Origin of the sequence: Serratia sp. HRI, assembly GCF_010119335.3 — a bacterium.
GTDB lineage: Bacteria > Pseudomonadota > Gammaproteobacteria > Enterobacterales > Enterobacteriaceae > Serratia > Serratia nevei.
Genome location: NZ_CP083690.1, coordinates 2,709,121 through 2,734,004, shown reverse-complemented (window position 1 = coordinate 2,734,004; position 24,884 = coordinate 2,709,121). Strand labels below are relative to the sequence as shown.

The 24,884-nt window shown below is 57.1% G+C and carries 18 protein-coding genes, 1 tRNA gene and 3 rRNA genes; 8 read left to right on the top strand and 14 right to left on the bottom strand.

Annotated elements, in window-relative coordinates; translation table 11 throughout:
• Positions 1-7: 7 nt before the first annotated feature.
• Both glnG and GF111_RS13150 read left to right on the top strand, forming a co-directional pair.
• A complete protein-coding gene (gene glnG, locus GF111_RS13155) occupies positions 8-1,420 on the top strand; it encodes a nitrogen regulation protein NR(I) (protein WP_047729595.1) in 1,413 nt (470 codons plus the stop codon).
• A 113-nt stretch (positions 1,421-1,533) separates the two neighbouring features.
• Positions 1,534-1,656 carry a YshB family small membrane protein gene (locus GF111_RS13150; protein ID WP_015379453.1) on the top strand — a complete coding sequence of 41 codons (123 nt, stop codon included), beginning with the start codon at positions 1,534-1,536 and terminating at the stop codon, positions 1,654-1,656.
• A 34-nt stretch (positions 1,657-1,690) separates the two neighbouring features.
• Here the strand turns inward: GF111_RS13150 and hemN are convergent, their stop codons facing one another.
• Entirely contained in the window at positions 1,691-3,064 is a 1,374-nt protein-coding gene (gene hemN / locus GF111_RS13145; RefSeq protein ID WP_060434733.1) for an oxygen-independent coproporphyrinogen III oxidase, read from the bottom strand.
• 182 nt (positions 3,065-3,246) lie between these two features.
• On the bottom strand, positions 3,247-3,786 hold the full coding sequence (gene yihI, locus GF111_RS13140) for a Der GTPase-activating protein YihI (RefSeq protein WP_071890410.1): 540 nt from the start codon (positions 3,784-3,786) through the stop codon (positions 3,247-3,249).
• A gap of 734 nt (positions 3,787-4,520) precedes the next feature.
• Between yihI and yihA the strand changes: the two genes are divergently transcribed.
• Positions 4,521-5,165: a ribosome biogenesis GTP-binding protein YihA/YsxC gene (gene yihA, locus GF111_RS13135; protein WP_019452177.1), complete on the top strand. Its 645-nt coding sequence runs from the start codon at positions 4,521-4,523 to the stop codon at positions 5,163-5,165.
• 516 nt (positions 5,166-5,681) lie between these two features.
• Here yihA and polA read toward each other — a convergent pair.
• On the bottom strand, positions 5,682-8,480 hold the full coding sequence (polA, locus tag GF111_RS13130) for a DNA polymerase I (protein ID WP_055317180.1): 2,799 nt from the start codon (positions 8,478-8,480) through the stop codon (positions 5,682-5,684).
• Positions 8,481-8,977: 497 nt separating this feature from the next.
• Between polA and GF111_RS13125 the strand changes: the two genes are divergently transcribed.
• On the top strand, positions 8,978-9,874 hold the full coding sequence (locus tag GF111_RS13125; RefSeq protein WP_033636498.1) for an acyltransferase: 897 nt from the start codon (positions 8,978-8,980) through the stop codon (positions 9,872-9,874).
• 42 nt (positions 9,875-9,916) lie between these two features.
• Here GF111_RS13125 and dsbA read toward each other — a convergent pair whose 3' ends face one another.
• The 3 genes from dsbA to GF111_RS13110 form a co-directional block, all read right to left on the bottom strand.
• Positions 9,917-10,540 carry a thiol:disulfide interchange protein DsbA gene (gene dsbA / locus GF111_RS13120; protein WP_025304721.1) on the bottom strand — a complete coding sequence of 208 codons (624 nt, stop codon included), beginning with the start codon at positions 10,538-10,540 and terminating at the stop codon, positions 9,917-9,919.
• Positions 10,541-10,569: 29 nt separating this feature from the next.
• Positions 10,570-11,556 (bottom strand): serine/threonine protein kinase, encoded by a 987-nt coding sequence (locus GF111_RS13115; RefSeq protein ID WP_147191595.1) that lies wholly within the window; start codon positions 11,554-11,556, stop codon positions 10,570-10,572.
• A gap of 98 nt (positions 11,557-11,654) precedes the next feature.
• Positions 11,655-11,924 carry a YihD family protein gene (locus GF111_RS13110; protein ID WP_004931268.1) on the bottom strand — a complete coding sequence of 90 codons (270 nt, stop codon included), beginning with the start codon at positions 11,922-11,924 and terminating at the stop codon, positions 11,655-11,657.
• Between the two features lie 148 nt (positions 11,925-12,072).
• On the opposite strand from GF111_RS13110, the gene mobA reads away from it, so the two are divergent.
• Both mobA and mobB read left to right on the top strand, forming a co-directional pair.
• Entirely contained in the window at positions 12,073-12,663 is a 591-nt protein-coding gene (gene mobA, locus GF111_RS13105) for a molybdenum cofactor guanylyltransferase MobA (protein ID WP_038872520.1), read from the top strand.
• Positions 12,660-13,178, top strand: coding sequence for a molybdopterin-guanine dinucleotide biosynthesis protein MobB (gene mobB / locus GF111_RS13100; protein WP_038872517.1), 519 nt, complete (start codon positions 12,660-12,662; stop codon positions 13,176-13,178). Before mobA ends, mobB begins: the two co-directional genes overlap by 4 nt.
• A 72-nt stretch (positions 13,179-13,250) precedes the next feature.
• On the opposite strand, the gene rrf is transcribed toward mobB, so the two are convergent.
• The 4 genes from rrf to GF111_RS13080 form a co-directional block, all read right to left on the bottom strand.
• Positions 13,251-13,366, bottom strand: a 5S ribosomal RNA gene (gene rrf, locus GF111_RS13095).
• 99 nt (positions 13,367-13,465) lie between these two features.
• Positions 13,466-16,373: ribosomal RNA gene (locus tag GF111_RS13090) — 23S ribosomal RNA — on the bottom strand.
• A 234-nt stretch (positions 16,374-16,607) separates the two neighbouring features.
• Positions 16,608-16,683: transfer RNA gene (locus GF111_RS13085), tRNA-Glu, on the bottom strand.
• Positions 16,684-16,822: 139 nt separating this feature from the next.
• Positions 16,823-18,364 (bottom strand): 16S ribosomal RNA (locus GF111_RS13080).
• Together the 16S, 23S and 5S rRNA genes with 1 tRNA gene alongside form the textbook arrangement of a ribosomal RNA operon.
• 475 nt (positions 18,365-18,839) lie before the next feature.
• On the opposite strand from GF111_RS13080, the gene GF111_RS13075 reads away from it, so the two are divergent.
• Both GF111_RS13075 and mdtD read left to right on the top strand, forming a co-directional pair.
• Positions 18,840-19,529, top strand: a complete 690-nt coding sequence (locus GF111_RS13075; protein WP_033636503.1) for a FadR/GntR family transcriptional regulator — start codon at positions 18,840-18,842, stop codon at positions 19,527-19,529.
• Between the two features lie 67 nt (positions 19,530-19,596).
• Positions 19,597-21,012 carry a multidrug transporter subunit MdtD gene (gene mdtD / locus GF111_RS13070; protein ID WP_015379462.1) on the top strand — a complete coding sequence of 472 codons (1,416 nt, stop codon included), beginning with the start codon at positions 19,597-19,599 and terminating at the stop codon, positions 21,010-21,012.
• Here mdtD and rbsR read toward each other — a convergent pair.
• The 4 genes from rbsR to rbsC all read right to left on the bottom strand — a co-directional run bounded on the left by rbsR (position 21,009) and on the right by rbsC (position 24,883).
• Positions 21,009-22,010 (bottom strand): ribose operon transcriptional repressor RbsR, encoded by a 1,002-nt coding sequence (gene rbsR / locus GF111_RS13065; RefSeq protein ID WP_038876052.1) that lies wholly within the window; start codon positions 22,008-22,010, stop codon positions 21,009-21,011. The genes mdtD and rbsR overlap by 4 nt on opposite strands.
• Positions 22,011-22,014: 4 nt before the next feature.
• On the bottom strand, positions 22,015-22,941 hold the full coding sequence (rbsK, locus tag GF111_RS13060; RefSeq protein WP_147190046.1) for a ribokinase: 927 nt from the start codon (positions 22,939-22,941) through the stop codon (positions 22,015-22,017).
• Positions 22,942-23,002: 61 nt separating this feature from the next.
• Complete coding sequence (gene rbsB, locus GF111_RS13055; protein WP_025160300.1) at positions 23,003-23,890, bottom strand: ribose ABC transporter substrate-binding protein RbsB; 888 nt, start codon at positions 23,888-23,890, stop codon at positions 23,003-23,005.
• A 24-nt stretch (positions 23,891-23,914) separates the two neighbouring features.
• Complete coding sequence (gene rbsC, locus GF111_RS13050; RefSeq protein ID WP_047729589.1) at positions 23,915-24,883, bottom strand: ribose ABC transporter permease; 969 nt, start codon at positions 24,881-24,883, stop codon at positions 23,915-23,917.
• Between the last annotated feature and the right edge of the window lies 1 nt (position 24,884).

Sequence of the window (24,884 nt, the reverse complement as noted above, 5' to 3'; positions counted from 1 at the left end):
GTTTGCTATGCAACGAGGGATAGTCTGGATCGTCGATGACGATAGCTCCATCCGCTGGGTGCTTGAGCGCGCGCTCACCGGTGCGGGCCTGAGCTGCGCCACCTACGAAGGCGGCAATGACGTGCTGGAAGCCTTGGCCACGCAAACCCCCGACGTGCTGCTGTCCGATATCCGCATGCCGGGTATAGACGGCCTGGCGCTGCTCAAGCAGATCAAACAGCGCCACCCGATGTTGCCGGTGATCATCATGACCGCGCATTCGGATTTGGACGCCGCCGTCAGCGCCTATCAGCAAGGGGCCTTCGACTACCTGCCGAAACCGTTCGACATCGACGAAGCGGTGGCGCTGGTCGAGCGCGCCATCAGCCATTATCAGGAGCAGCAGCAGCCGGTGCGCAGCCAGCCGGCCAGCGATCCGGCAGCGGACATCATCGGCGAGGCGCCGGCGATGCAGGACGTGTTTCGCATCATCGGCCGGCTGTCGCGTTCATCGATCAGCGTATTGATCAACGGCGAATCCGGCACCGGCAAAGAGCTGGTGGCGCATGCGCTGCACCGCCACAGCCCGCGCGCCAAGTCGCCGTTCATCGCCCTGAACATGGCCGCCATCCCCAAGGACCTGATCGAGTCCGAGCTGTTCGGCCACGAGAAAGGCGCCTTCACCGGCGCGAACCAAATCCGTCAGGGGCGCTTTGAACAGGCCGACGGCGGCACGCTGTTCCTCGACGAGATCGGCGATATGCCGCTCGACGTGCAAACGCGCCTGCTGCGGGTGCTGGCGGACGGCCAGTTCTACCGGGTCGGCGGCTATGCGCCGGTGAAGGTCGACGTACGCATCATCGCCGCCACGCACCAGAACCTGGAGCTGCGGGTGCAGGAAGGCAAGTTCCGCGAGGATCTGTTCCACCGCTTGAACGTGATCCGCGTACACCTGCCGCCGCTGCGCGAGCGCCGTGAAGACATCCCGCGGCTGGCGCGCCACTTCCTGCAGATCGCCGCCAAAGAGTTAGGCGTCGAAGCCAAAAACCTGCACCCGGAAACCGAAACCGCGCTGACCCGCCTGCCCTGGCCGGGCAACGTGCGCCAGCTGGAGAACACCTGCCGCTGGCTGACGGTGATGGCCGCCGGGCAAGAGGTGCTGATTCAGGATCTGCCGAGCGAACTGTTCGAAACCGCCGCGCCGGAGAGCCCCAGCCACAGTCTGCCGGACAGCTGGGCCACGCTGCTGGCACAGTGGGCCGATCGCGCGCTGCGTTCCGGTCATCAAAACCTGCTTTCGGAAGCACAGCCGGAAATGGAGCGCACGCTGCTCACCACCGCGCTGCGCCACACCCAGGGGCACAAACAGGAAGCCGCGCGCCTGCTGGGCTGGGGGCGAAATACTCTGACCCGCAAGCTTAAAGAGCTGGGCATGGAATAGGAACGGGGATGGATGATGAAAAACGCAGTCCGGCGCACAAAAAAACGCCAACCGCAGACTTTACAGCCGGTGCGGGCGCAGTATGATCGTGTCGCACACTCTGGAGGTTGACGATGCTGGACTCATTCATCGTATTCATTTCTCAGGGCGCGGAGCTGGGCTCCGCCGCCAGCCACACCCCGCAGGCGGCGGTTGCCGCGGTGTTGTGCGCCGCGCTGATTAACTTCTTCAGTTAAAAAAACAGCCGCATCAGCGGCTGTTTTTTCATCCTCAGATCACCCGTGAGAATTGCTGGCTGCGCGCCTGTTGCCGCAGATAGCGGTCAAAACACATGCAGATATTGCGGATCAGCAAGCGCCCGCGCGGCGTGACGCGGATGCCCTGCTCGTCCCGCTCCACCAGCCCATCGCGTTCAAACGGCGCCAGCAGCTGCAGGTCTTCGGCGAAGTAAGCGGTAAAGTCGATGCCGTATTGCCGTTCGAGCGGCGGATACGCCAACCGGAAATTGCAGATCAGGGTTTTGATCAGATCGCGCCGCAGGCAATCGTCGTCCGTCAGCGCCAGCCCGCGCCACAGCGCATTACCCTGCGCCTGTACGCTGTCATAGTAACGCTTCAGCTCTTTCTGGTTCTGCGCATAGCTGTCGCCAAGCATGCTGATGGCCGACACGCCCAGCCCCAGCAGATCGCTGTCGCCCTGGGTGGTATAGCCCTGGAAATTTCGATGCAGCTTGCCTTCGCGTTGCGCAATCGCCAGCTCGTCGTCCGGGCGCGCAAAGTGATCCATGCCGATGAACTGATAGCCGGCGCCGGTCAGGAAAGCGATGCTCTGCTGCAGGATATCCAGCTTCTGCTGCGCGCCCGGCAGGTCGGCGTCTTTGATTTTGCGCTGGGCGGCGAACAAGTTCGGCATATGCGCGTAGTTGAACACGCTGAGGCGATCGGGATTCAGCTCAGCCACCCGCTGCAGCGTGAAAGCGAAGCTTTCCGGCGTCTGTTTCGGCAGGCCGTAGATCAGATCGATATTGGTCGAGCGGAAGCCCAGCGCTTTGGCCCTCTCTATCAGGGCAAAGATAAAGGCCTCGTCCTGCTCGCGGTTAACCAGCTGCTGCACCTGCTTGTTAAAATCCTGCACCCCCATGCTCAGACGGTTAAAGCCTTCGGCGCGTAAATGATCGAGCACATCCAGCTCTATCTCACGCGGATCGACCTCGATCGACATCTCCGCATCGGGCAGGAAATCAAAGTGTTCGCGCAGCAACGCCACCAGCCGGCTGATTTGCGCTTTATCCAGGTAGGTCGGCGTACCGCCGCCCCAGTGCATCTGGCCGACCTTACGGCCGGCGAACAGCGGCGCACGGCTGGCGATCTCTTGCGCCAAAACGTTCAGGTATTCGTCGGCCTTGTGCGTCTGGCGCGTCACCAGCTTGTTGCAGCCGCAGAAGTAGCACAGCTTATGGCAGAAAGGGATATGCACGTACAGCGACAGCGGCCGCTCAGGGTAGCGCGCAGCGGCGCGTTGAAACGCCGCTTCGTCGTAGCGCTGGTTAAACTCCAGCGCCGTGGGGTATGAGGTATAACGCGGCCCTGAGTAGTTATATTTTTGGATCAGGGCCAAATCCCAGACAATCGTCTGCTCTGACATGCTCACTCCTTCCGATATCTTTTTCTACCGGGCCGGGAGAGGGGCGGTTGTCTGCGCTGTCTGGCCACGGAAGCGCTGCGAAAACGCGCTTTGCGCTTAGACAGCCGCCATAGTTTACCGAATAACCACAGCAGATAACACATCAAGAGTAGGGCTATTGTCGGGATTAGCCACATAGCGCGTTAAAAGGCGTCTTTCGGATTGCCGCCTTTCAGCAGCTTCAGAATATCTTCCTGCTTTTCTTCTTCTTCGTCGTCGTCTTCGCCCAGCTCGATGCCCAGCACGTCCATCAGCACATCGATGCGATCCAGCGTCTTGTCGACATACGCTTGCTCTTCCGCGTTCAGCGTTTCACCGTCGTCGATGCGATCCAGCAGCGCGTTCAGGCGCTCGTCATTTTCCAGCTTCGCCAGCTCTTCTTCCGGCGACAGGCGCGGTTTCGCTTCGGCCTTTGGTTTCGGCTGCGGTTTGGCCTTCACTTTGGTCTCGTCGACCACCAGCGCAACCGGCACTTTACTGCCAATACGCGGGTCTTTGGCTGCCGCCGCCGATTTGTTTTTCTGGCTGCCGGACTCGACCTGGGTGCGCGAACCGGAAGCAAGGCCACGGCGCTTTTTCAGGCGTTTGCGCTCGCGCGCTTCCTGATCGAGCTCCATACGGCTTTTCTTTTTCGTTTTTGACTTCGCCGCGCTGCCGCGAGGTGCTTTTGATGGCTGGTTCATAGCGTGTGCTCTTAGGTATGTAGATTCAGTATAGAATTGCGGCGGAATCTAGCAGAAAGCGGACAAAGAAAAAAGGCGGCAGGTTAAACCTGCCGCCTATTTCGCACCTTCTCGCGAAGGGTATTCCTGTTACGCGCTCCTTGCGTACATGCAACATCCCGGTTTTTCCCTCTGCTATAACCGCATTCCTTGCCACTACGTCCTTCATCCTGAAAGAAAAATCGTCCATGGCGCAATCCATTCGCATCCGCTCTTCCCGAGCGCGCTTCCTGCGGGCATCCAAATTGCCGATACTTCACCATCCGATGTGCCTGCCGCCTATTCCGGTGCGAAAGGGTCACTTCCTTTTGCGTTTATCCTGGCACTCATTGCACGCCCTGTGCGTTCCCTGAGATTTGTCATCCTTCCCGGATGTTCCCTAATCCTGCGCAACCCTGCGTTAACGACTACTTTACGTTATTGTAGCGAAGGCTCAAGGCACCTGACGCCGATTTGGATGACATTTCCCTACAACGAAAAAACAACATGTTGTTTTTAAAATAAAAACAGAAATATCACTTTCGAATAAAGCGACATTACCCGCGATTCGAATGGCAAATGTCTCACAACCTACGCGCGGCATAACTGTCGTTTTATCGCGTCCCGCCGCTTAAAAACCGAGAAACACGCCATTTTTACCGCTGATGCAGTTATAATCGCCAACCAGTTAGCCATCCTCACGGAGACGAAAAATTTTGACCAGCAAGAACTACAACTATCATGTGACCCATTTCGTCACCAGCGCACCCGATATTCGCCATCTGCCGGGGGATGCAGGAATTGAAGTCGCCTTTGCCGGCCGTTCCAACGCCGGGAAATCCAGCGCGCTGAATACCCTGACCAACCAAAAAAGCCTGGCGCGCACCAGTAAGACGCCGGGGCGCACCCAGCTGATCAACCTGTTCGAAGTGGAAGACGGCATCCGCCTGGTCGACCTGCCGGGTTACGGCTACGCCGAAGTGCCGGAAGAAATGAAGCGCAAATGGCAGCGCGCGCTGGGCGAATACCTGCAGATGCGTAACAGCCTGAAGGGCCTGGTGGTGCTGATGGATATCCGCCATCCGCTGAAAGATCTCGACCAGCAGATGATCCAGTGGGCGGTCGACGTCGGCACCCCGGTGCTGGTGCTGCTGACCAAGGCCGACAAACTGGCCTCCGGCGCACGCAAGGCGCAGCTCAATATGGTGCGTGAAGCGGTGCTGCCGTTTATGGGGGATATCCAGGTTGAAGCCTTCTCGTCGCTGAAGAAGATCGGTGTCGACAAGCTGCGCCAGAAGCTGGATACCTGGTTTAACGAGATCCCGCCGGAAGTGCTGCCGGAAGACGAAGCCGGCGAATAAGCCCAGGCTGAACGCCAGAGCCGATGCCTCACCGCATCGGCTTTTTTATGCCCGCAGTTCAGCCACAGGCGGGATTTTTTGTTATCTAATTACAGTTCTGAAATAAAGCCATCATAAAAACTTATCGCCAGGGCAGGCTGATCTCACCAAATCACGGCGTTGAGGGAGCGGGAGCGGGAACGAAAAACGGTGCGAAGAGATAGGAAAAACGTATGGTTTGCTGCTGTTTTTACAATAAAAAACGCCCCAGTCAATACTGACTGGGGCGGCTAAATATTCAGCCAAATCCGATTACGTGAAGTAAAAGGTCTGAAAGATAGAACATCTTACCTCTGTACCCTACGCCTGTAACTCTACATCATTTTTTCGCAGGGCAAAAGAATTTTTTGTAGTTTACTTACACAATTTGCGGCGCAAGAACGGCGAAGTTGGGGAAACTATCGCCGCATCTTGTAGCTTAATTACGAAAAATGCTTAGGTTCTCGCCAGTTAGCACATCCGGCGATAAACCGGCGATCAGTGCGCCTCATCCCAGTTCATGCCGACGCCCACGTCGACCTTCAACGGCACCGCCAGCGTCATGCTGCCCTCCATCAATTGGCGGATACGTTGGCTGGCTTCTTCGATCACCGACTCGTGCACCTCAAACACCAATTCATCGTGCACCTGCATGATCGCGCGCACCAGCGGCTTCTCCTGCCCTTGCAGCCAGGCGTCGACCTCGATCATCGCACGTTTGATAATGTCGGCCGCCGTGCCCTGCATCGGGGCGTTGATGGCGGCACGCTCGGCCGCCTTGCGGCGCATGGCATTGCTGGAGCGGACGTCCGGCAGATACAGGCGGCGCCCATCCAGCGTGCTGACATAGCCCTGTTCGGAAGCCTGCTGGCGGGTGCGCTCCATGTAGTCCAGCACGCCCGGGTAACGCTCGAAGTACAGATCCATATAGCGCTGGGCTTCCCCACGCGGGATCCCCAGCTGACGCGCCAGGCCGAAGGCGCTCATGCCGTAAATCAGACCGAAGTTAATCGCCTTGGCGCTGCGGCGCTGCTCACCGGTCACTTTATCCAGCGGCACGCCGAAGACTTCCGACGCCGTGGCGCGGTGGATGTCTTTCCCTTCGGCGAAGGCTTTCAGCAACCCCTCATCCTGTGACAAATGCGCCATGATGCGCAGCTCGATCTGCGAGTAGTCGGCCGCGACGATGCGGTAACCTACCGGCGCGATAAAGGCCTGGCGAATACGACGCCCTTCTTCGTTGCGCACCGGGATGTTCTGCAGGTTCGGATCGCTTGAGGAAAGACGGCCGGTGGCGGTCACCGCCTGGTGGTACGAGGTATGCACCCGACCGCTGACCGGGTTGATCATCAGCGGCAGCTTGTCGGTATAGGTGGTCTTCAGCTTCGCCAAACCGCGGTATTCCAGAATCACTTTCGGCAGCGGATAGTCGAGCGCCAACTCGGCCAGCACCTCTTCGTTGGTGGATGGCGCCCCGCCCGGGGTTTTCTTCAGCACCGGCAGCTTTTGTTTTTCGTACAAGATAGCCTGCAGCTGCTTGGTCGACGCCAGGTTGAACGGCTCTTCCGCCAGCTCGTGAGCCTGCGCCTCCAGCTCAGCCAGACGCTTGGCCAGCTCCTGCGAGTGGGCCGATAAAATGGCCGGATCGATCAGCACCCCGGTACGTTCGATATGCGACAGCACCGGCAGCAGCGGCATTTCAATCTCGTTGAACACCGTCAGCAGCTCTGCGCTCTGCTTCAGCTGCGGCCACATCGCCAGGTGCAGCTGCAGCGTGACATCGGCGTCTTCGGCAGCGTAAGGCGCCGCCTGCTCAAGCGCGATCTGATTGAACGTCAGCTGGTTCTTGCCCTTGCCGGCGATCTCTTCGAAGGTGATGGTTTTGTGGCCCAGATAACGATCGGCCAGGCTGTCCATATCATGACGGCCGCCGACGCTGTCCAGCACATAGGACTCCAGCATGGTGTCGTAGGCGATGCCGCGCATCTCGATGCCGTAACGCGCCAGCAGGCTCATATCGAACTTCAGATTTTGCCCGACCTTCAGCGCTTTCTCGTCTTCCAGCAGCGGCTTGAGCGCCTCCAGCACGTAAGCGCGATCCAGCTGCGCCGGCGCATCCAGATAATCGTGCGCCACCGGCAAATAAGCCGCTTCGCCCGGCGCAATCGCAAAGGACAGGCCGATCAGATTGGCGGTCAGGGTATCCAGGCCGTCGGTTTCGGTATCGAAGGCAAACACGTCGGCCTTCTTCAGCCGCGCCAGCCAGTCGGTAAAGGTCGCTTCGTCCAGGATGGTGACATAACCGTCCTGAGACAGCTTGGCCTCCGCCAGCGCTTTCGGCGCTTCCGCGGCTACGGCCGGTTTGGCGGCGCCGGCAGCTTTCGCACCCGCGCCTTTCTTGTTTTCCAGCCATACGCCGGCTTCCACGTCCGCCAGCCAGCGTTTGAACTCGTACTGTTTGAACAGCTGTTGCAGCGTATCGACATCCGGCTCGGACACCGTCAGCTCAGCGCAGGTCAGATCCAACTCGACGTCAGTTTTGATCGTCGCCAGCTTATAGGAGAGATACGCGACCTCTTTATTCTGCTCCAGCTTGGCCGCCATGGTTTTGGCACCGCGGAAGCTCAGCGTGGCGATGCTCTCCAGATTGCCATACAAGGCATCCAGCCCGCCGATGCCCTGCAGCAACGCCTGGGCGGTTTTCTCGCCCACGCCCGGCACGCCGGGAATATTGTCCGATGAATCGCCCATCAGCGCCAGGAAGTCGATGATCAGCTCCGGCGGAATGCCGTACTTGTCGCACACTTCCTGCGGGCCGAGGATCGTGTTGTTCATGGTGTTGATCAGGGTGACGTTCGGCGTCACCAGCTGCGCCATGTCTTTGTCGCCGGTGCTGATCAGCACCGCGTGGCCGGCCTTTTCGGCCTCCAGCGCCAGCGTACCGATCACGTCATCCGCCTCTACGCCGGGCGTCACCAACAGCGGCAGGCCCATCGCCTTGACCATGTTGTGCAGCGGCTCGATCTGCGCGCGCAGATCGTCCGGCATCGGCGGCCGGTGCGACTTGTATTCAGCGAACAGATCATCGCGGAAGGTCTTCCCTTTGGCATCAAACACCACGGCAACGTGGCTCGGTTGATACTGCAACAGTAGACTGCGCAGCATATTCAGCACGCCGTACATCGCGCCGGTCGGCTCGCCCGCCGAGTTGGTCAGCGGCGGGAAGGCGTGATAAGCGCGGTAGAGGTAAGAGGAACCGTCAACCAGGATTAGTGGGTTTTCTGCAATCTGGGCCATAGCGTTTCTTTATCGTGATCGAACATAGGGGTAAGCATGCCATAGCTGGCCGCCGGAGACGAACCTTAGCGTGCATTGCGGACGAAAATGATGTGATTGTGCGCGAGGATCCGCAAGATCTTACCTGTGGATAACTTTGTGCATAGAAAAGAGACCGAATTATAACGCTGCGATTATCGTTATAACGGCGAATAAAATTCCTATTTAAATCACCGCGTTAAAAGAACGAATTCCGGCGACGCTTTATTATTGGCTTTCATTGGATTTGTGGATATAACTTTCGCCGGATTTTAATCGCACTATTAATCAAATTCGGCGCCTCAATTACCATAGCACAAGCTGGACAAGTTGCACGAAAACTCAGCAAAGGGTTATCCGATGAGACGAAAAACAGTGATTTTTAGCGGCGCTTTACCCCGGCGATTTCTGTTAAAATGCGTTTTTGTTCATGCGCTTTGGCATGCAACGATGTTCCCACCAACCGTCAGCCCATAATCATGCCAAGATTGTTAACGCCTGTTATCTTTATCATTTCCGTCATACTTACCATTCTGGTGACGGTGTTGTGCTCCATCCCCATCACGCTGGCCGGCATCGTGAAACTCCTGGTGCCCATTCCCGCCGTTTGGCGATATATCTCGGCTTTCGCCGATTTCATGATGTGGTGTTGGTGCCAAGGGCTGGCGCTGTTATTGCGCATTAACGGGCAGTTGCGTTGGGATATTGAAGGGCTGGAAGGGCTGGATCGCAAAAACTGGTATCTGCTGATCAGCAACCACGAAAGTTGGTCGGACATTGTCGTATTGTGCGTGCTGTTCAGAAATCATATTCCAATGAATAAGTACTTCCTCAAGCAGCAGCTCGCCTGGGTGCCGTTTGTCGGCCTGGCCTGCTGGGCGCTGGATATGCCATTCATGAAGCGTTACTCCCGCGCCTATTTGCTCAAACACCCCGAGAAACGCGGCAAGGATATCGAAACGACGCGCCGTTCCTGCGAAAAATTCCGTCAGCGCCCAACCACCATCGTCAATTTCGTCGAAGGTTCACGCTTCACCGAAGCCAAGAAAATTAAAAGCAATTCACCTTATCGCAATTTGCTGGCGCCCAAAGCTGCCGGCATCGCGTTTACCCTTAGCGCGCTGGGCAATCAGTTCGACAAAGTGTTGAACGTCACCCTGCTTTATCCGGAAAATAACCAGCGGCCCTTTCTGGATATGCTGTGCGGCCGCCTGACGCGTATCGTGGTGAGAATAGAGACGCTACCGATCGATGAAACCCTGCACGGGGACTACTTCAACGACAAACAGTTCAAGCGGCGCTTCCAGCTGTGGCTGAATACGCTGTGGCAGGAAAAAGACCGGTTGCTGGATAAATTGAAGCGGCAATACGGATAAAAAAACGCCGGCGATGCCGGCGTTTTTCATGTTGAATCAGGCTTATTTCTGCTGGCTGAGGAATTTAACCACATCGGCGAACTGCTTCACGTAAGCGTCCATCGAGCTGGTGTCCAGGCCATCGTTTTTAACCATGTATTTGCCGTTGACGAATACCGCCGGCACGCCGCGCAGCTGCAGATCTTCTGCGGCTTTCTCCTGTTGAACCACCAGAGATTTCACCACGAAGCTGTTCCAGGCCGCGTCATAATCTGCGGCGGTTACGCCCGCTTTCACGAAGACGTTACGGATATCGTCCGGCGTTTGCACGGTCTGGGTTTTCTGCACCGCTTCAAACATCAGCGGGCTTACTTTGTCTTCCACGCCCAGCGCCATCGCGACCGCCCACGCCTGAGTCAGCTGTTTGCCCAACGGCCCCAGGAACTCCACGTGGTACTTGGTCATTTTGGTGCCGGCAGGCAACGCTTTTTTCACGTTCTCGGACACGTGATAGACCTGCTCAAACTGGTAGCAGTGTGGGCAGTAAAAGGAGAAGAACTCCAACACCTGCGGCTCACCGGTCACCGGCTTGTCCAGGGTCACGTACTGAGTGCCATCGCTAAACTGTGCCGCCGAGGCGCTGAATGCCATCACCATGCCAACGAGCGCCAACCATATTTTTTTCATAAGACTAAACTCTCCATTGTGTTAAAGCTTCAATACATTGGCGTCAGCTGCAGAGGAGGCTCCTGCAACAGCTTAACCTGTTCATTAAACGCCGCAGTCTGAGATAACCAGAAATCAGACTCCGCCATCCACGGAAAACTCTTAGGGAAGGCCGGATCCTGCCAACGGCGAGCGACCCAGGCCAGGTAATACACCATGCGCATCGCCCGCAGCGGCTCGATCAACGCCAGCTCGCGCTGATCGAACTCGGCAAATTCGCCGTACGCCTCCAGCAAAACGTCCAGCTGCATCAGTTGGTCGCGACGTTCGCCGTGCAACAGCATCCACAGATCCTGTACCGCAGGGCCATTGCGCGCGTCATCAAGATCGACGAACAGCGGGCCATCACGCCACAGAATATTGCCCGGATGGCAATCGCCGTGCAAACGGCGCGGCTGCCAGTTCAGATGCCAGTGCGGCTTGATCGCCGCGATCAGGTTATCCGTCGCCTGCAGGACCCCCTCACGCTGCGCTGCCGGCAACAGCTCGCAACCGGCCAGCGCCTGACGCGGGGCGGTGAGATACTCTTCAATCCCCATCGTCGGCCGCTCGGCGAACAAACGCTCACCGCCGACCTGATGGATGCGCCCCAAGAAACGACCCACCCATTCCAACTGATCCAGGTTGTCTATCTCATACTGCCGCCCGCCCACGCTGGGGAACAGGGCAAAGAAAAAGCCGCCGTGCGTATGCAGCGTAGCGCCTTGCAACGCCAACGGCGCCACCGCCGGGATCTCTGCGCCGGCCAGATCCAGAGCGAACTGATGTTCCTCACCGATTTGTGCGGCGCTCCAGCGCTCCGGGCGGTAAAACTTCACCACGTAGCGTCGACGATCCTCGTCCATAAACTGATAGACGCGGTTCTCATAGCTGTTCAGCGCCGTCAGGCCGGAATCGACGCGTAGGCCAATCCCTTCTAGCGCGTCCATGATCAAATCGGGCGACAGGGTGTCGAAATTAAAAGCAGAGTTATTCATAACGTTCGTTTGATCGCTGACAGCACGGTGCCGGGAATGAGAAATAGTAGCATTAATGGCGCGTTTCACGAGCTATGCTTTCTCGCACCGCACGAAGGTCAGTCCTTAATAACCCCGCGAGCGCGCAACAGCGCCGTTTTAAAATCTTCTTCGTAATCTTTCTTCAGGCCCGGGATCTGATCCGTGCCGGCGCTGCCGCGCATTTTCAGGTGGTAAATAAGAATATCATCGCTCAGCTCGGACAACTCGCCCTGGAAGCCCGCTTCCTTCGCCAGTTTTTGCAAAAACTGCATCAAATTGAGATCGGGATCTTCCTGCCAGGCCGGGTGCAACAGCTCGATCAACTCGTTTACGCGATGCGTTTTCATCTCAATATCGTCCAATAGCATGAATAAACTCACAAAGTAACAGGCTTACCCACGCAGTGAAAGAACCGGCTTGTCAATAAAGGTAAATCCTGATGTCACGCCGGCTTTAGCGCTACAATCAGCGCATCGACAAGGCGGGATAAACGAGATGCATAAAGAAATCAGCGGCGTCATTTTGGCCGGCGGGCGAGCCACGCGCATGGGCGGTGAGGATAAGGGCCTGGTGTCGATTGGCGGTATCGCACTCTATCAGTATGTTCTGGCCCGGTTACGGCCGCAGGTGGCTTCCGTTGCCATCAGCGCCAACCGCAATCAGGCACGCTACCAGACGAGCGGTTTGCCGGTAATTGGCGATCTGACGCCCAATTTCGCCGGGCCGTTGGCCGGGATGCTCGCCGGGCTCAAGCAATCTCCCAACGAGTGGGTGGCCTTCGTCCCTTGTGACGTCCCCGACTTTCCCGCCGACTTAGTCGCGCAGCTGTGGCAGCAAAAAGGCGCAGCGCCAGCGGCCTTTGCCAGCGATGGCGAACGGGATCATCCTACGCTGGCGTTATTGCATACCCAAACAGCGCCACAGCTGGCTGACTATCTGGCGCGGGGTGAACGCAAGCTGATGCTGTTCTTGCATCAGATTAACGCACAACGCGTGGTGTTCAGCGGGCAACAAGCGGCATTTCATAATCTGAATACGCCGGAAGACTGCCGGAATTGGCAGCAAGCACGCGAGCTAAAGAAATGAATCGTTCATTGCCCCCCTTGCTGGCCATCGGTGCCTATAGCGGAACGGGAAAAACCACCCTGCTCAAACAGCTGATCCCGATGCTGAAACAGCGCCAGGTGAGGGTTGGTTTGATAAAGCATACGCATCATGACATGGATGTGGATACGCCGGGTAAAGACAGCTATGAGCTGCGCAAAGCGGGGGCCGACCAAACGCTGGTCGCCAGCGATCGCCGCTGGGCATTAATGACCGAAACACCGGAACAACAACCTTTGGACCTGCGCTACCTGGCAGAACGTTTTGATGCCGATAAGGTCGATTTGATCCTGGTGGAAGGGTTCAAACATGAGCCGGTCAGCAAGATCCTGCTTTATCGGGCCGAGATCGGCAGACCGTTGGAAGACATGCTGGATCAGTTTGTCGTGGCGGTAGCCAGCGACCGGCCACTATCCATCGCGGCTAAGCAGTTGGATCTCAATCAACCGGAAAGCATCGCCGACTTTATTGTCGAGTGGTTGAACGGCGCAGCGTAGCTGCGCTTTTTTGCGTTTTACGCATAGCAAAAAGCCCTGAACTGATGTTCAGGGCTTTCGGCTTGGTTTGATGCCTGGCAGTGTCCTACTCTCGCATGGGGAGACCCCACACTACCATCGGCGCTACGGCGTTTCACTTCTGAGTTCGGCATGGGGTCAGGTGGGACCACCGCGCTATTGCCGCCAGGCAAATTCTGTTTTATTCCAACCGCTTCACTCTCCTGAAGCCATCAGAACCAATCTCGGAACTTCGCTGAAAATCTCTCTAAAAACACCTTCGGTGTTGTAAGGTTAAGCCTCACGGATCATTAGTACTGGTTAGCTCAATGCATCGCTGCACTTACACACCCAGCCTATCAACGTCTTAGTCTTAAACGTTCCTTCAGGGGCCTTAAAGGCCCAGGGAAGACTCATCTTGAGGCAAGTTTCGCGCTTAGATGCTTTCAGCGCTTATCTTTTCCGCACTTAGCTACCGGGCAATGCCATTGGCATGACAACCCGAACACCAGTGGTGCGTTCACTCCGGTCCTCTCGTACTAGGAGCAACCCCTCTCAATCTTCCAACGCCCACGGCAGATAGGGACCGAACTGTCTCACGACGTTCTAAACCCAGCTCGCGTACCACTTTAAATGGCGAACAGCCATACCCTTGGGACCTACTTCAGCCCCAGGATGTGATGAGCCGACATCGAGGTGCCAAACACCGCCGTCGATATGAACTCTTGGGCGGTATCAGCCTGTTATCCCCGGAGTACCTTTTATCCGTTGAGCGATGGCCCTTCCATTCAGAACCACCGGATCACTAAGACCTACTTTCGTACCTGCTCGAGCCGTCACTCTCGCAGTCAAGCTAGCTTATGCCTTTGCACTAACCTCACGATGTCCGACCGTGATTAGCTAACCTTCGTGCTCCTCCGTTACTCTTTGGGAGGAGACCGCCCCAGTCAAACTACCCACCAGACACTGTCCTCACCCCAGATTATGGGGCCGAGTTAGAACATCAAACATTAAAGGGTGGTATTTCAAGGATGGCTCCACGCAGACTGGCGTCCACGCTTCAAAGCCTCCCACCTATCCTACACATCAAGGCTCAATGTTCAGTGTCAAGCTATAGTAAAGGTTCACGGGGTCTTTCCGTCTTGCCGCGGGTACACTGCATCTTCACAGCGAGTTCAATTTCACTGAGTCTCGGGTGGAGACAGCCTGGCCATCATTACGCCATTCGTGCAGGTCGGAACTTACCCGACAAGGAATTTCGCTACCTTAGGACCGTTATAGTTACGGCCGCCGTTTACTGGGGCTTCGATCAAGAGCTTCGCCTTGCGGCTGACCCCATCAATTAACCTTCCAGCACCGGGCAGGCGTCACACCGTATACGTCCACTTTCGTGTTTGCACAGTGCTGTGTTTTTATTAAACAGTTGCAGCCAGCTGGTATCTTCGACTGGCTTCAGCTCCATCCGCGAAGGACTTCACCTACATGCCAGCGTGCCTTCTCCCGAAGTTACGGCACCATTTTGCCTAGTTCCTTCACCCGAGTTCTCTCAAGCGCCTTGGTATTCTCTACCTGACCACCTGTGTCGGTTTGGGGTACGATTTAATGTTACCTAGAGCTTAGAGGCTTTTCCTGGAAGCAGGGCATCAACTACTTCTGCACCGTAGTGCATCGTCATCACGCCTCAGGGTTGATATGCAACCGGATTTACCAGGTCACACCCCCTACACGCTTAAACCGGGACAACCGTCGCCCGGCTAGCCTAGCCTTCTCCGTCCCCCCTTCGCAGTAACACCAAGTACAGGAATATTAACCTGTTTCCCATCGACTACGCTTTTCAGCCTCGCCTTAGGGGTCGACTCACCCTGCCCCGATTAACGTTGGACAGGAACCCTTGGTCTTCCGGCGAGCGGGCTTTTCACCCGCTTTATCGTTACTTATGTCAGCATTCGCACTTCTGATACCTCCAGCAACCCTCACAGGCCACCTTCAACGGCTTACAGAACGCTCCCCTACCCAACAACGCCTAAACGTCGCTGCCGCAGCTTCGGTGCATGGTTTAGCCCCGTTACATCTTCCGCGCAGGCCGACTCGACCAGTGAGCTATTACGCTTTCTTTAAATGATGGCTGCTTCTAAGCCAACATCCTGGCTGTCTATGCCTTCCCACATCGTTTCCCACTTAACCATGACTTTGGGACCTTAGCTGGCGGTCTGGGTTGTTTCCCTCTTCACGACGGACGTTAGCACCCGCCGTGTGTCTCCCGTGATAACATTCTTCGGTATTCGGAGTTTGCATCGGTTTGGTAAGCCGGGATGGCCCCCTAGCCGAAACAGTGCTCTACCCCCGAAGATGAGTTCACGAGGCGCTACCTAAATAGCTTTCGGGGAGAACCAGCTATCTCCCGGTTTGATTGGCCTTTCACCCCCAGCCACAAGTCATCCGCTAATTTTTCAACATTAGTCGGTTCGGTCCTCCAGTTAGTGTTACCCAACCTTCAACCTGCCCATGGCTAGATCACCGGGTTTCGGGTCTATACCTTGCAACTATTCGCCCAGTTAAGACTCGGTTTCCCTACGGCTCCCCTATACGGTTAACCTTGCTACAAAATATAAGTCGCTGACCCATTATACAAAAGGTACGCAGTCACACCACGAAGGTGCTCCCACTGCTTGTACGTACACGGTTTCAGGTTCTATTTCACTCCCCTCGCCGGGGTTCTTTTCGCCTTTCCCTCACGGTACTGGTTCACTATCGGTCAGTCAGGAGTATTTAGCCTTGGAGGATGGTCCCCCCATATTCAGACAGGATGTCACGTGTCCCGCCCTACTCATCGAACTCACGACCTGTGCATTTTAGTGTACGGGGCTATCACCCTTTGCTGCGCGACTTTCCAGACGCTTCCACTAACACACAAGCCGATTCAGGTTCTGGGCTCCTCCCCGTTCGCTCGCCGCTACTGGGGGAATCTCGGTTGATTTCTTTTCCTCGGGGTACTTAGATGTTTCAGTTCCCCCGGTTCGCCTCATGCCACTATGTATTCATGACATGATAGTGTGTCGAAACACACTGGGTTTCCCCATTCGGGTATCGCCGGTTGTAACGGTTCATATCACCTTACCGACGCTTTTCGCAGATTAGCACGCCCTTCATCGCCTCTGACTGCCTAGGCATCCACCGTGTACGCTTAGTCACTTAACCTCACAACCCGAAGATGTTTCCATCGTTCGTGCTGCAAACATTTGAGAGACTCTATGACAGGTTACTCTTTACCCCAATACTTCTACGGAGGGATAAATTTCAGCCGTCATGTTTCAATTTTCAGCTTGTTCCAGATTGTTAAAGAGCAATATCTTAAACATGACTCGAAAGTCATCTTTAAGATTTTTTCGGCCTGTCGTGACCGGTGATAATGTCTTTCACTCATTATCGGAATGGCGTCCCCAAGGGGATTCGAACCCCTGTTACAGCCGTGAAAGGGCAGTGTCCTAGGCCTCTAGACGATGGGGACACGAAAATCCGATTAAACTGAATAACTTAATCGGTTCGTATCAGCATGAATAACTCATGGCATCAACAGGTAGCGCTTTGCTCGTTACTTTTCATCAGACAATCTGTGTGAGCACGCCACTCGAACTAATATCTTTAGGTAAGGAGGTGATCCAACCGCAGGTTCCCCTACGGTTACCTTGTTACGACTTCACCCCAGTCATGAATCACAAAGTGGTAAGCGCCCTCCCGAAGGTTAAGCTACCTACTTCTTTTGCAACCCACTCCCATGGTGTGACGGGCGGTGTGTACAAGGCCCGGGAACGTATTCACCGTAGCATTCTGATCTACGATTACTAGCGATTCCGACTTCATGGAGTCGAGTTGCAGACTCCAATCCGGACTACGACATACTTTATGAGGTCCGCTTGCTCTCGCGAGGTCGCTTCTCTTTGTATATGCCATTGTAGCACGTGTGTAGCCCTACTCGTAAGGGCCATGATGACTTGACGTCATCCCCACCTTCCTCCAGTTTATCACTGGCAGTCTCCTTTGAGTTCCCGGCCGAACCGCTGGCAACAAAGGATAAGGGTTGCGCTCGTTGCGGGACTTAACCCAACATTTCACAACACGAGCTGACGACAGCCATGCAGCACCTGTCTCAGAGTTCCCGAAGGCACCAAAGCATCTCTGCTAAGTTCTCTGGATGTCAAGAGTAGGTAAGGTTCTTCGCGTTGCATCGAATTAAACCACATGCTCCACCGCTTGTGCGGGCCCCCGTCAATTCATTTGAGTTTTAACCTTGCGGCCGTACTCCCCAGGCGGTCGATTTAACGCGTTAGCTCCGGAAGCCACGCCTCAAGGGCACAACCTCCAAATCGACATCGTTTACAGCGTGGACTACCAGGGTATCTAATCCTGTTTGCTCCCCACGCTTTCGCACCTGAGCGTCAGTCTTCGTCCAGGGGGCCGCCTTCGCCACCGGTATTCCTCCAGATCTCTACGCATTTCACCGCTACACCTGGAATTCTACCCCCCTCTACGAGACTCTAGCTTGCCAGTTTCAAATGCAGTTCCCAGGTTGAGCCCGGGGATTTCACATCTGACTTAACAAACCGCCTGCGTGCGCTTTACGCCCAGTAATTCCGATTAACGCTTGCACCCTCCGTATTACCGCGGCTGCTGGCACGGAGTTAGCCGGTGCTTCTTCTGCGAGTAACGTCAATTGATGAACGTATTAAGTTCACCACCTTCCTCCTCGCTGAAAGTGCTTTACAACCCGAAGGCCTTCTTCACACACGCGGCATGGCTGCATCAGGCTTGCGCCCATTGTGCAATATTCCCCACTGCTGCCTCCCGTAGGAGTCTGGACCGTGTCTCAGTTCCAGTGTGGCTGGTCATCCTCTCAGACCAGCTAGGGATCGTCGCCTAGGTGAGCCATTACCCCACCTACTAGCTAATCCCATCTGGGCACATCTGATGGCAAGAGGCCCGAAGGTCCCCCTCTTTGGTCTTGCGACGTTATGCGGTATTAGCTACCGTTTCCAGTAGTTATCCCCCTCCATCAGGCAGTTTCCCAGACATTACTCACCCGTCCGCCGCTCGTCACCCAGGAAGCAAGCTCCCCTGTGCTACCGCTCGACTTGCATGTGTTAAGCCTGCCGCCAGCGTTCAATCTGAGCCATGATCAAACTCTTCAATTAAAAGCTTGATTTGCTTCCACTCGAGAAGCGATGCTCAAAGATTTACTGCATGAATTTTACTTCAGTTAGTCACTCTTCAAGACTTGATATTTTTTTGCATCCGAAGATGCTGGATATCGTCTTGTGGAGTGCCCACACAGATTGTCTGATAAATTGTTAAAGAGCAGTGCCGAGAAACTCATCGGCGCGGGCTGCGTATATTACGCTTTTCACCCAGAGAGTCAAGCGTTTATTTCGCTTTCTTCTCGCTGACCCGGCGGCTTGTCAGTCGTTGTTCCCGGTCAGTGGAGGCGCATTATAGGGAGTTCTCGGCGGGCCGCAACCCCTAATTGCAAAAAACTTTTCAAGCGCGCTTTTTTTCAACAAAAGGGCGAAAAAGCGACGAATTTATGTCACTTTTTCCGGCAAACAGCCATAAAAGCTGGCGATCACTGGAGTAAAATAGAAATAATGATGTCAGTAAGGACCCGCAGCCATGCCGCTAAATGCACAACAACAGGCCGCCCAACGCAATCTTTCTTATCTGCTCGCAGAGAAACTCGGCCAACAAATTCTGGCGGGCGATTATCAGGCCGGCAGCATCCTGCCCGGTGAAATGGAACTGGGTGAGCAATTCGGCGTCAGCCGCACCGCAGTACGCGAAGCGGTAAAGATGTTAGCCGCCAAAGGCATGTTGTTGCCGCGCCCGCGCATCGGCACCCGCGTAATGCCGCAAAGCCAATGGAATTTTCTCGATCAGGATTTACTGACCTGGTGGATGACGCGGGAAAACTTCGATCAGGTGATGCAACACTTCCTTATCCTGCGCACCTCTCTGGAGCCGCAGGCCTGCGCGTTGGCGGCAAACCACGCCAGCCCGCAGCAAACCAAGCTGCTGGCGGAGCTGATGGCGGAAATGCGCGCGCTGCATACCCAGTTTGATCGCGAGCGTTGGATCCAAGTCGATACCCAATTCCACCAGCTCATCTACGAGGCCAGCGGCAACCCGTTCCTGACCTCGTTCGCCAACCTATTCAGTTCGGTGTACCAAAGCTACTTCCGCGCCATCACCGGCAATGAAGTGATCAAGCTGCGCCATCATCAGGCTATCGTCGATGCGATACTCGCCGGGGACAGCGCCGGCGCGCTCGTCGCCTGCCAGGTACTGCTGAAAGAGAAAGACTAGACACGCTCCCCGCTTATATATAGAAGAAAGAGACGAGGGACAGACGACCACTTAACCAGGACCGACCATGACCCAATCCGCGCGCAGTATGGCAGGACTACCGTGGATCGCCGCAATGGCGTTCTTTATGCAGGCGCTGGACGCCACTATCCTTAACACCGCGCTGCCGGCTATCGCCCAAAGCCTGGGGCGTTCACCGCTGGCGATGCAATCGGCCGTCATCAGCTACACGCTGACGGTGGCGATGCTGATCCCGGTCAGCGGCTGGCTGGCGGACCGCTTCGGCACCCGCCGCGTGTTCATCTTCGCCGTGACGTTATTCACCCTTGGCTCGCTGCTGTGCGCCCTGTCCCCTACGTTAAGCGTGCTGGTCGCCTCTCGCGTGCTGCAAGGCATCGGCGGCGCGATGATGATGCCGGTTGCACGGTTGGCGCTGCTGCGCGCCTACCCGCGCAGCGAACTGCTGCCGGTGCTGAACTTCGTCACCATGCCCGGCCTGGTCGGGCCGATTCTCGGGCCGCTGCTGGGCGGCTGGCTGGTCACCTACGCCACCTGGCACTGGATTTTCCTGATCAATATCCCTATCGGCCTGCTCGGCATCTTCTATGCGCGCAAGTACATGCCGGACTTCACCACGCCCAAGCGCCGCTTCGATTTCCTTGGCTTCATGCTGTTCGGCCTGAGCCTGGTGCTGATCTCTACCGGGCTTGAGCTGTTTGGCGAGCGGGTGCTGGCGAGCTACGTTTCGCTGGGTATTCTGCTCAGCGGCTTCGTGATGCTGTTCGGCTATATCGCGCACGCACGCCGCCATCCTCAGCCGCTGATCGGTCTCGACCTGTTCAAAACCCGCACCTTCTCGGTCGGTATCGCCGGCAACGTCGCCTCGAGGCTGGGAACTGGCTGCGTGCCGTTTTTAATGCCGCTCATGCTGCAGGTGGGATTCGGCTATACGGCGATCGTCGCCGGCTGCATGATGGCGCCGACCGCCATCGGCTCGCTGATGGCGAAATCCACCGTCACTCAGGTGCTGCGCTGGTTCGGCTACCGTAAAACGCTGGTCGGCATCACCGTTATCATCGGGGTACTGATCGCCCAGTTCGCCCTGCAAAGCCCGGGCATGCCGCTGTGGCTGATGATCCTGCCGCTGTTCGTGCTGGGCATGGCGATGTCCACCCAGTTCACCGCCATGAACACCATCAGCCTGGCGGATTTGAACGACGCCAACGCCAGCGCCGGCAACAGCGTCCTGGCGGTCACCCAGCAGCTGTCCATCAGCTTCGGCGTGGCAATCAGCGCAGCGGTGCTGCGTTTTTACGAATCCCTGTCGTTAGGCACCATGATCGACCACTTCCACTACACCTTTATCACCATGGGGATCGTCACCGTGGCGTCGGCGCTGGTGTTTATGTTGCTGAGAAGGAAGGATGGCCGCAATTTGATCAGCGGCCAGGAAAGCAAGAAAGAAGCGAAGGCGGCGAGTTAACGGCGGCCCACCGAGGCGCGCTCCACCAGCTCGGGCGTCAGCACCAGCACCTGGGGCGCACGCTCCGGGTTTTGCAGGCGGTTGATCAGTGCATCGATCGCCAGTTCGCCCAGCGAATCCTTCGGCTGATGAATGGTGCTCAGCGGCGGCGCCAGATAACGCGCCAACTCAATGTCATCGTAGCCCATCACCGCCATATCCTGCGGCACGGAAAGCCCGGCCTGATACAGCGCCTGATAAACGCCCACCGCCACCGCGTCGTTACCGGCGAACACCGCATGCGGCGGCTCGTCCAGCGTCAGCAGTTGGCGCATGGCGTTCACGCCGCCCTCAAACTCAAAGTCGCAATGCACTTCATACCCTGGCGGAACCGGCAGTCCGGCGCGCCGCATCGCGTTGCGATAGCCTTCCAGTCGGTGACGAGCGGTGGTTTTATCCTGCGGGCCGGCGATGCAGGCGATCTTGCGGTAGCCGCAGGCGATCAGATGATCGGTCGCCATCTCGCCGCCCAGCAGCGAGTTATCCTGAATAATGTCGTTGGCGCCCTCGAACGGCGCCCAGTCCATCATGACGATCGGCAGTGACGGGTAGCGGCTCAGGGCATCTTGCGATGGCCGGTGGTTTTCGGTGCACATCAGCAGCAAACCGTCGACGCGCTTTTGCAACAGCGTCTCCATGCTGCGGTTCATGCGCGCGGCGTCTTCTTCGGTGTTGCACAGGATCAGGCTGTAGCCGCGTTCATAGCAGCTGCGCTCCACGCCGCGCACCACTTCGGCATAAAACGGGTTGTTACTGGCGGTCACCAGCATGCCGATGGTGCGCGTCTGATTGAGCTTCAGGCTGCGCGCCAGCGCGGAAGGCGCATAGTTCAGCTGTTCCACGGCCGCCATGACCTTGTCGCGCACGCTGTCGCTGACAAAGCGATTGTTGTTGACCACATGCGAAACGGTAGAGGTTGAAACGCCCGCCAGGCGGGCGACATCTTTCATGGTGGCCAAAGGATCACCCCTGCTGCTGCAAGAAGGCGTCGATCTCTTCACGCCACGGCACCGAAGGCTGCGCGCCAGGGCGGGTCACGGCGATAGCCGCCGCGGCATGGGCGAAACGCACCGCGTCGGCCATGATCTTGCCTTCCAACAGGGCAGTGACCAGCGCACCGTTAAAGGTATCGCCGGCGGCGATGGTATCCACCGCTTGCACCTTGAAGCCGGGCACCAGTTTGCCGTTGCCGTTTTCGCTCAGCCACACGCCGCGGCTGCCAAGGGTGATGATCACCGTCGCGATACCCTTGTCGTGCAGCGCCTGCGCCGCGCGCGCCGCATCGGCGTCGTTGTCCACGACGATGCCGGTCAGGCGCTGGGCTTCAGTTTCATTCGGGGTGATCATATCGATCATGCCCAGCAGCTCGTCCGGCAGCTCACGCGCCGGGGCCGGGTTGAGGATCACCTGCGTGTGATACTGCTTCGCCAAGCGGGCGGCGGCGATCACCGTCTCCAGCGGCGACTCCAACTGCATCAGCAAAGCGTCGGCATCGATCACTTTTTGTTGGTAGCGCGCCAGGTAATCCGGCGTCACTGCGGCGTTGGCGCCGGCATCGATGCCGATCACGTTCTCGCCTTCGGCGTTGACGAAGATCAGCGCCACGCCGGTGGTGCTGTCGGCGATGGCTTCAATCGGTTGGGTATCAATGCGATCGCTCGCCAGCTGCCGGCGGACACGTTCGCCGATGTCGTCGGCGCCCACGCAGGCGATAAAGGCGATCTCCGCCCCGCTGCGCCCGGCCGCTACCGCCTGATTCGCGCCCTTGCCGCCAAACGCCACCTTATACTGTTTCCCGATCACCGTTTCGCCCGGGTGGGGGAACTGTTCAATATTGAGTATATGGTCGGCATTGATGCTGCCAAGAACCACCAGCTTACCTGTTTCCATCGCATTGATTCCTGAATTGCGCGCCATCGTAAACGCCCCGTTCCGATGGCGCTGGTATGACTTACTGAGTGACCAGTTTCAAATCGACCGGAATGGTCGCCGGCACTTTTTCGCCTTTCAGCACTTTATCGGCGGTTTCCACACCGATCACGCCGATCTGATCGGGACGCTGCGCCACGGTCGCCGCCAGCTTGCCGCCTTCGACCGCTTTCACGCCGTCGGCGGTGCCGTCGAAGCCTACCACGATCACGTCGGTTTTACCGGCGGTTTGCAGCGCGCGCAGCGCACCCAGCGCCATTTCATCGTTCTGAGCGAACACCGCCTGCACATCCGGGTGCGCGGTCAGCAGGTTCTGCATCACGTTCAGGCCCTTGGTGCGATCAAAGTCGGCCGGCTGGCTGGCCAACAGTTTGAATTTATTCTGATCCAGCGACTGTTTGAAGCCTTCACCGCGTTCACGCGCGGCAGAAGTGCCGGCGATGCCTTCCAGCTGAATCACCTTGGCATCGGCACCCACTTTCTTGGCGATGAAGTCGCCGGCCATTTTGCCACCCACGCGGTTATCCGAAGCGATGTGGCTCACCACGTCACCCTTGCTCGCCACGCGGTCCAGCGTAATGACCGGGATCTTAGCCTGGTTGGCCATCTTGATAGCGTTGCCCACCGCGTCGGAGTCGGTCGGGTTGATCAGCAGCAGCTTGGGCGCGCGCACCATCAGATCCTGCACGTTGGCCAGCTCTTTCGCCGGGTTGTTCTGGGAATCCAGCACCACCAGGTTGTAGCCCAGCTTGTTGGCCTCTTGCTGCGCACCGTCCTTCATCGAGACGAAGAACGGGTTGTTGAGGGTGGACACCACCAGCGCGATGGTGTCTTTGGCCATGGCATTGGCGCTCAGGGTGGCGCTCAGCGCGATGGCGGAAGCTAAGGTTGCCAGTTTTTTCATTTTCATCATCGTGATTCCTGTAGGGGGAGGTTACTTGTTGCTTTTGTTATCTACCAGAACCGCCAGCAGTATCACCACTGCCTTCACGATCATTTGGTAGTAGGAAGAAACACCCAGTAAATTCAGGCCGTTGTTCAGGAAGCCGAGGATCAGCGCCCCGATCAGCGTGCCAACGATGCGGCCCTTGCCGCCGGCCAGGCTGGTACCGCCCAGCACCACGGCGGCGATGGCGTCCAGCTCATAGCCGGTGCCGGCGGTCGGCTGCGCCGACGACAGGCGCGCCACTTCAATCACCCCGGCCAGCGCCGCCAGCAGGCCACACAGCGAGTAAACGATAATCTTCACTTTATCGACGCTGATGCCGGAGAGGCGGGTCGCCGCTTCGTTGCCGCCCAGGGCATAAATATAGCGGCCCAGGCGCGTATGATGCAGCATATACCAGGCGGCGATGAACACGATCGCCATGATCCAGATCGGCGTGGGCACGCCCAGCGGGCGGCCGATGCCGAACCAGCCGAAGGTGTCGGCCACGTCGGTGAAACCGGTGTTGACCGGGCTGCCGTTGGTGTACACCATGGTGACGCCGCGCAGCAGCAGCATCATCACCAGCGTGGCGATAAAGGCCTGCACTTTGCCTTTGGCGACGATCATCCCGGTGCAGGCGCCAACCGCGGCGCCCAGCGCCAATGCCGCCGCCACCGCCACCAGCGCGTTGACCTCAAAGCCGACGATCGACGCCGCCACCGCGCCGGTCAGCGCCAGCAGCGATCCCACCGACAGATCGATGCCGGAGGTGAGGATCACCAGCGTCATCCCCACCGCCATGATGGCGTTCACCGAGGTCTGCTGCAGAATATTGAACAGGTTGTTCAGGGTGAAGAAGTTCGGGCTCATGGAAGAGACCACGGCGATCAGCACCAGCAGCGCAATCAACGACTTCTGCTCTAACAGCCACTCTTTACTGAACCAGCGCTTAGCTGCGATAGTCTGGGAACTCATA

Excerpts from the sequence above, each read along its gene's own strand:
- mdtD (WP_015379462.1), top strand. The coding sequence starts at position 19,597 with ATGACCCAATCCGCGCGCAGTATGGCAGGACTACCGTGGATCGCCGCA.
- rbsC (WP_047729589.1), bottom strand. The coding sequence starts at position 24,883 with ATGAGTTCCCAGACTATCGCAGCTAAGCGCTGGTTCAGTAAAGAGTGG.
- GF111_RS13150 (WP_015379453.1), top strand. The coding sequence starts at position 1,534 with ATGCTGGACTCATTCATCGTATTCATTTCTCAGGGCGCGGAGCTGGGC.
- rbsK (WP_147190046.1), bottom strand. The coding sequence starts at position 22,941 with ATGGAAACAGGTAAGCTGGTGGTTCTTGGCAGCATCAATGCCGACCAT.
- GF111_RS13115 (WP_147191595.1), bottom strand. The coding sequence starts at position 11,556 with ATGAATAACTCTGCTTTTAATTTCGACACCCTGTCGCCCGATTTGATC.
- hemN (WP_060434733.1), bottom strand. The coding sequence starts at position 3,064 with ATGTCAGAGCAGACGATTGTCTGGGATTTGGCCCTGATCCAAAAATAT.
- yihI (WP_071890410.1), bottom strand. The coding sequence starts at position 3,786 with ATGAACCAGCCATCAAAAGCACCTCGCGGCAGCGCGGCGAAGTCAAAA.
- GF111_RS13125 (WP_033636498.1), top strand. The coding sequence starts at position 8,978 with ATGCCAAGATTGTTAACGCCTGTTATCTTTATCATTTCCGTCATACTT.
- polA (WP_055317180.1), bottom strand. The coding sequence starts at position 8,480 with ATGGCCCAGATTGCAGAAAACCCACTAATCCTGGTTGACGGTTCCTCT.
- mobB (WP_038872517.1), top strand. The coding sequence starts at position 12,660 with ATGAATCGTTCATTGCCCCCCTTGCTGGCCATCGGTGCCTATAGCGGA.
- glnG (WP_047729595.1), top strand. The coding sequence starts at position 8 with ATGCAACGAGGGATAGTCTGGATCGTCGATGACGATAGCTCCATCCGC.
- GF111_RS13110 (WP_004931268.1), bottom strand. The coding sequence starts at position 11,924 with ATGAAAACGCATCGCGTAAACGAGTTGATCGAGCTGTTGCACCCGGCC.
- dsbA (WP_025304721.1), bottom strand. The coding sequence starts at position 10,540 with ATGAAAAAAATATGGTTGGCGCTCGTTGGCATGGTGATGGCATTCAGC.
- rbsB (WP_025160300.1), bottom strand. The coding sequence starts at position 23,890 with ATGAAAATGAAAAAACTGGCAACCTTAGCTTCCGCCATCGCGCTGAGC.
- GF111_RS13075 (WP_033636503.1), top strand. The coding sequence starts at position 18,840 with ATGCCGCTAAATGCACAACAACAGGCCGCCCAACGCAATCTTTCTTAT.
- mobA (WP_038872520.1), top strand. The coding sequence starts at position 12,073 with ATGCATAAAGAAATCAGCGGCGTCATTTTGGCCGGCGGGCGAGCCACG.